At 39.2% G+C, this 6,000-nt stretch carries 7 protein-coding genes; 5 read left to right on the top strand and 2 right to left on the bottom strand.

Annotation, left to right across the window (positions count from 1 at the left end; translation table 11 throughout):
• A partial coding sequence (locus AC1DDX_RS00375) for an alkaline phosphatase (RefSeq protein ID WP_477621700.1) occupies positions 1 to 560 on the top strand: 560 nt, incomplete at its 5' end.
• A 31-nt stretch (positions 561 to 591) separates the two neighbouring features.
• Here AC1DDX_RS00375 and AC1DDX_RS00370 read toward each other — a convergent pair.
• Positions 592 to 1,296, bottom strand: a complete 705-nt coding sequence (locus AC1DDX_RS00370; protein ID WP_172661901.1) for a GNAT family N-acetyltransferase — start codon at positions 1,294 to 1,296, stop codon at positions 592 to 594.
• A gap of 44 nt (positions 1,297 to 1,340) precedes the next feature.
• On the opposite strand from AC1DDX_RS00370, the gene AC1DDX_RS00365 reads away from it, so the two are divergent.
• Complete coding sequence (locus tag AC1DDX_RS00365; protein WP_337717869.1) at positions 1,341 to 3,629, top strand: alpha-L-rhamnosidase-related protein; 2,289 nt, start codon at positions 1,341 to 1,343, stop codon at positions 3,627 to 3,629.
• Between the two features lie 22 nt (positions 3,630 to 3,651).
• Here AC1DDX_RS00365 and AC1DDX_RS00360 read toward each other — a convergent pair whose 3' ends face one another.
• The gene (locus tag AC1DDX_RS00360; RefSeq protein WP_172661903.1) at positions 3,652 to 4,629 is read right to left on the bottom strand and encodes a GlxA family transcriptional regulator; all 978 of its coding nucleotides are present in this window, start codon (positions 4,627 to 4,629) and stop codon (positions 3,652 to 3,654) included.
• 129 nt (positions 4,630 to 4,758) lie between these two features.
• Here AC1DDX_RS00360 and AC1DDX_RS00355 point away from each other — a divergent pair, with 129 nt between their 5' ends.
• Genes AC1DDX_RS00355 through AC1DDX_RS00345 form a run of 3 tightly spaced genes read left to right on the top strand, consistent with a single transcriptional unit; the run spans position 4,759 to position 5,950 of the window.
• Complete coding sequence (locus AC1DDX_RS00355; RefSeq protein WP_288884153.1) at positions 4,759 to 5,178, top strand: SRPBCC family protein; 420 nt, start codon at positions 4,759 to 4,761, stop codon at positions 5,176 to 5,178.
• Between the two features lie 24 nt (positions 5,179 to 5,202).
• Complete coding sequence (locus AC1DDX_RS00350) at positions 5,203 to 5,577, top strand: DoxX family protein (protein WP_172661905.1); 375 nt, start codon at positions 5,203 to 5,205, stop codon at positions 5,575 to 5,577.
• Positions 5,570 to 5,950: an iron chaperone gene (locus AC1DDX_RS00345; RefSeq protein WP_172661906.1), complete on the top strand. Its 381-nt coding sequence runs from the start codon at positions 5,570 to 5,572 to the stop codon at positions 5,948 to 5,950. Before AC1DDX_RS00350 ends, AC1DDX_RS00345 begins: the two co-directional genes overlap by 8 nt.
• The last annotated feature ends 50 nt before the right edge of the window (positions 5,951 to 6,000 follow it).

The following is a 6,000-nucleotide window of genomic DNA, read 5'->3' as shown; positions in this document are numbered from 1 at the left end:
CCTTAAACGGTACAACGGCTGTTGAATTATTAGAAAAGAAAGGTTATACCGTGACCTATACTTTTGAAGATTTCAAAAAAAGCAATGCAGACAAGTTGGTTGGACTTGTTCCCGATAATGAAACAAGACCAAAAATTGAGGGCCGCGGAGAATTCTTAACCGAAGCCTTCTTAAAAGCTACTCAACAGTTAGCCAAAGATCCAAAAGGTCTTTTCATGATGCTTGAGGGCGCTCAAATAGACTACGGTGGCCATAGAAACAATGTCTCGCAAGTGATCACCGAAAACCTTGATTTTGACAAAGTAATTGGCAAAGCACTTGAATTTGCAGACAGTAATGGCGAAACACTTATTGTGGTTACTGCTGATCATGAAACCGGAGGCTTAACACTTCTCGATGGCGACATCCAATCAGGCTATGTATTGGGCGAATTCTCTACAAATGACCATACAGCTGTTCCAGTCCCGGTGTTTGCTTATGGCCCTCATTCAGATGATTTCAGAGGCGTATATGCTAACACCGAGATATTCAAAAGACTATTAAAATACATTAAAAAATAGTTACACACTGAAGCAACAAATAAGAGTTTTTCTAATCGTCAGAAAGGCTCTTATTTGTTGTCTTCTTTATAACATAGGCAAACATATCAGCCCTTATATCAAACCCTAGCTTCTTGTACAGCATAATAGCACCATAGTTATCATTTCTAACGTGTAAAAAAGGAATCTCCGACTTCTTCAATATCCTTTTGATCTGCTCGCGAAGCAGCTGATAGGCATAACCTTTACCAAGATGATCCGGGTGAGTGCACACTGCACTAATCTCAGTATATGGTGTAGGATTGAGCCGGTGCCCTGCCATGGCAATCAAATTATCACCACTAAATACACCTGTATAATTTCCAAACTCAATTGTTCTTGCTCTAAATGGCCCTGGTTGGGTCAACTCCACAAGAGCCGTCATCTGATTAACGTGTGATTTATCCAAATCTACAAAATCAATGTCGGTTCCTGTCGGAATCTCTTTAGATTCATAGATCATCTGAAACATATCAATTTGTGCAATAACTTTCCACTGATCAGGAATATCGACAGCAGCGGGTGTAAAAACAATAAACAGGCTTTCCAAGGCACTGTTTTCATAAAGCGCTTCAAAATCAAGCTTAGAATTATCCTTCAGACCTGCAAATGAAGCAATATCTTCCAGGTAATATTTTACCTGATCTGTACCGCTCGAAAAAGCACTATGAGCCGAATTTAAAGCATTGTAGATGGGATTATCTAAAGTATGGGTCATTTTGTAAATTAATTATTTATTATTGTTAAAACCAAGTAAACCATATGCACCCTTTAAGCAATCTGTTCCTCGCTATAGTTTTATTAATCTCCTCCTTAAAAACAAATGCACAATCGCTTAATCCTCCTTCAGATTTGAGGGTCGATTTGCTTCTGAATGCTGATAAAGTATGGAAAAACGGAGTGCCGGCAGCGCTATCACTTCAGGAAGCAAAGCAATCCGACTCCACCTATCAAGTGGCACTTATAGCCAATCAAAACCCATATTTCTCCTGGGTAGTAAATGATAATTCAGATGGCAGTTCCCAAACCGCATATAGGATTCTTGTGGCATCGTCTCCAGACAATCTTAAAGCGAATAAAGGAGATTTTTGGGACTCACAAAAAGTTATTCAAAACCAACAGACGGGAATCATTTACCGTGGTCAGAAGCTTAAACCAAATACTGTTTATTACTGGAAAGTAAAGGTCTGGAATAATAAACAAACCCCAAGTGATTACTCAAAACCCATCTCCTTTATTACCGACAGTATAATAAAGCCCTATCAGACTGCTCATCAACCCCTTGTAAAATCATTGGAAAAACCGGTTCTAAGTAAGCAATTAAACAATCTTAACACTTTATATGATTTTGGGAATGATGCCTTTGCTCAATTAAAAATGCGCATCAAATCAGCAGCTGATGGAGATACCTTGCAAATCCACGTGGGTGAAGCAATAGATGCCACAGGTCGCGTCGAAAGAAAGCCCAGAGGTACCATCCGCTACCGTTTATTAAAGCTAGCCTTGCAAAAGGGAGAACATAATTATGATCTTAAATTTTTAGCCGACGAACGTAACACCGGATCTAAGGCCATACTAATGCCAGATTACATCGGGGAGGTGCTTCCCTTCCGATATGTGGAACTTGAAAAGAATGATAAAGCAATAATTGAGGTACAACGTTATGTTGTAAACTATCCTTTTAATGATCAAGCCTCATCATTTAAAAGTTCCGACACCCTTTTAAACCAAATATGGGATCTTTCTAAGCACACCATTAAAGCCACCTCATTTACAGGCTTGTACGTTGATGGCGACCGTGAGCGGATTCCCTACGAAGCTGATGCGTTAATTAATCAGCTGTCGCACTATGCTTCCGATGCTGAATTTAACATGGCTAAAAGATCTTTGGATTATCTGATTTATCATGCTACCTGGCCAACTGAATGGTCATTACAAAACCTGCTGATTGCCTGGAATGACTACCTGTATTCTGGCGACATCAGGACCGTAAAGCTTCTTTACCCTCAATTAAAACCAAAACTGTTGCTTGCCCTTGCCAGGCCTGATGGCCTAATCAGTACAAGAACTGGCAAGCAAGATAGTAGCTTTACCAAATCCATCCATTTTTCTACCTTTAATGGCGAAAAGGTACTTAAAGACATTGTAGATTGGCCGCAAAAAGGAGGTTTTGGATTGCCACCCTCCTATCCTGGCGAAACGGATGGTTTTGTTTTTACAGACTATAATGCCGTAGTAAATGCCTTTCATTATCAAGCATTGATTTGCATGAGGGATCTGGCCCTGGCATTAGGAGAAAAAGCAGATGCTACATTTTACAGGCAGCAAGCCAACAAAGTAAAACAGGCCTTTCAACATAATTTTATAAACCCGGACACAGGAACGATAAAAGATGGTGAGGATACCATGCACAGCTCCTTACATGCTAATATGCTTGCCCTTGCTTTTAACCTGGTACCAATTGAGAACAAGGCAAAAGTAATAGCCCACATCCGCTCAAGAGGAATGGCCTGCAGCGTTTATGGAACACAGTTTCTGTTGGATGCACTTTATAATGCAAATGAAGCAGAATACGGGTTACAGTTGTTAACCTCAACCGACAAACGTAGCTGGCATAATATGCTCCGTTCTGGTTCAACCATGACAACAGAAGCCTGGGACACGGATTACAAAAACAATCAGGACTGGAATCATGCCTGGGGTGCTGCTCCTGCTAATATTATTGTCAGGAAACTTATGGGAGTCGAACCGTTAACGCCTGCTTTCGGAACCATACAAATAAAACCCCAGCCCGGCACACTTCACTCCGCCGAGCTCCAGTTATCCACCTTACATGGAAAAATCAATGTTGCTTTTACTAAAACCACAGCACAGTTTCAATTAAAAACCCTTATTCCACCCAATACCACAGGAGTAGTTTATTTGCCAAAAGAAACAGAAAATGACAAGATAATCAAAGACGGAAGATCATTAAAAGCAATATCAGACGGCAAGTTTTGGGTAGTCAGAGATGTTAAATCTGGTACACATGTCTGGGAAGTAAGGTATTAGTTCAACTTTACTAAAAAGGTAATTATACCTCATTCGCAACCTTTGCAAACTTATTTCTGTACTCTATTGGAGTGAGGCCTGTTATCTTCCTGAAAATATCCCTGAATGCTTTGGTATCGGTATAACCTACACCATACATTACTTCTGTCACATTCTTTCTTGAAGCTTCAAAAAACTTCTTGGCAGCTTCTATTCTTACCCGTTGTATGTACTCCATTGGTGTGTTAGTTGTTGCATCCTTAAACCTTCGTTCAAAAGTTCTTCGTCCAACATTTGTAAGGTTCACCAAATCTTCAATACTTATTTTGTCTTCATAATTTATCTCAATATAACTCTGTACCTTTTGAATGTCTGCATCACCATGGTTTTTCTGTCCTTTGAAAATGGCAAACTGCGACTGGCTGTCTCTACCTATATCTAAAGCAAAATATTTGGAGATCATCACAGCCGTTTCTCTGTCCGAAAACTTTTCTACCAGGTACAAGATCAAATTCCACAAACTACTTGCGCCACCGCTACTATAGATGTTATTGTGTTCGGTAATGATCGCACCATCTTCTACTTCTACTTGTGGATATTTCTCTCTAAACTCGCTTATATGTGCCCAATGGGTAGAGCATTTTTTTCCATCTAGCAAGCCTGTTTCTGCAAGCAAAAAAGCACCTATACATAAACTTGCAAGGCTGGAGCCGCTTTGATGAAGCTTTTTGAAGTACGGTATTGCTTCCGCATTAGCTTGGATGCCTGCGTTAGTGTCTCCAAAAGTGGGTGGTATAATGAGCAGGTCGGTATGGGCAACATCTTTGAGCAGCCTGTCTGTTTTTACGGTGTATTCGCCGTTGTTGGCAGGCACATATTCATTTAAGCCTACATACTCTACTTTGAAAATGGGCTTTTTACCAAATGTCGTTAAAAATTCATTGGCCGTGTTAAAGGTCCTGAATGCTGGGGTAATAGCTTCTATTACTCCATACTGTGGAACGAAAACTGAAACTTGCATATAATTTTGACTTAACTAAAGGTATATACTTTTGTCGTAATTCACCTCTAATTTGTCGTTTTTACAATAGACCAGGTTTCGGAGTCTGTAGCATCTTTGTAATGTAATCAATTACTAAAAATAAAAATGATGGCAGAACAAACAAAAATTACGGTAGAAGCAACAGTGAATGCTCCCGTAGAAAAAGTATGGAAGGCTTGGAATACACCAGCCGACATTATCCAATGGAACACCCCTGACCCAAGCTGGCATACGCCAAGCAGCGAAAACGATCTCCGCATAAACGGAAAGTTTAAAAATAGAATGGAAGCTAAAGATGGCAGTTTCGGTTTTGATTTTGAAGGCACTTATGACAAGGTTGAATTGTATAAAGAAATAGCTTATACCATGGCTGACGGCAGAACTGCGACAACATTATTTACAGAGAAAAACGGTAAAACCACACTTGCAACAACTTTTGATCCGGAAACTGAGAACGACCCTGAATTTCAGAAACAAGGTTGGCAGGCTATTTTAAACAATTTTGTGAAATACGTAGAGAGCAAATAATTAGTAATAATAAAATTAAACAAAATGAAAAAGAATAAAATAATCTTTTGGGTGGCTACATCAATCCTCATACTTTGGGAAGGTGTAATGCCACTGGGTACAGTGCTATTTGCACCGGAATATGTAAATGCAGGTACAAAACCTTTAGGCTATCCCGATTACTTTGCTTATACGCTTATATATTGCAAGGTACTTGGAATTATAGCAATCTCTTTGCCTAAAATCCAGGGGAAGTTAAAGGAATGGGCATATGCTGGGCTTGCCTTTAGTTTAATCTATGCTTTCATCAGTCATGCCTGTGTAGATCAAAATATCGCGTTTATGCTACTGCCACTAATAGTACTGGGCATCCTCGCGGTTTCTTACATCTATAATAATAAAATTCAGAACAATGGCTAAAACAAATTATCAGTCGATTGATGAGTACCATCTCGCATTTAGTGGCGAAGCGCTCGAAAGAATGCAAAAGATCAGGAAAACTATTCATGAAGTAGTACCAGATGCAGAGGAAACTATCAGTTATCAAATACCTTGTATTAAATACAATGGTTACCTGATATACTATTGTGCATTTCCTAATCACATCTCATTATCGAACCCCTTTAGTGAAGCCTTTTGGGCACATTTTAAGACTGATCTGGAAGGGTACAAAACAAGCAAGGCTGTTATCCAATTTCCAATAGATAAACCGCTTCCTGAAAAGCTAATTAAAAGAATTGTGGCATTCAGGAAAAAGGAGAATGAGGAGAAAGCAATTACAAAAAAGAAATAATTGATTGATCAATTATGCTTTAAAAAAATGAAAGATAATATGGTTTCATT

This window comes from Pedobacter sp. 10L46_2 (assembly GCF_056395165.1).
The sequence above is the reverse complement of the archived record's forward strand: the minus strand, read 5'-3'. Positions and strand labels throughout refer to the sequence as shown.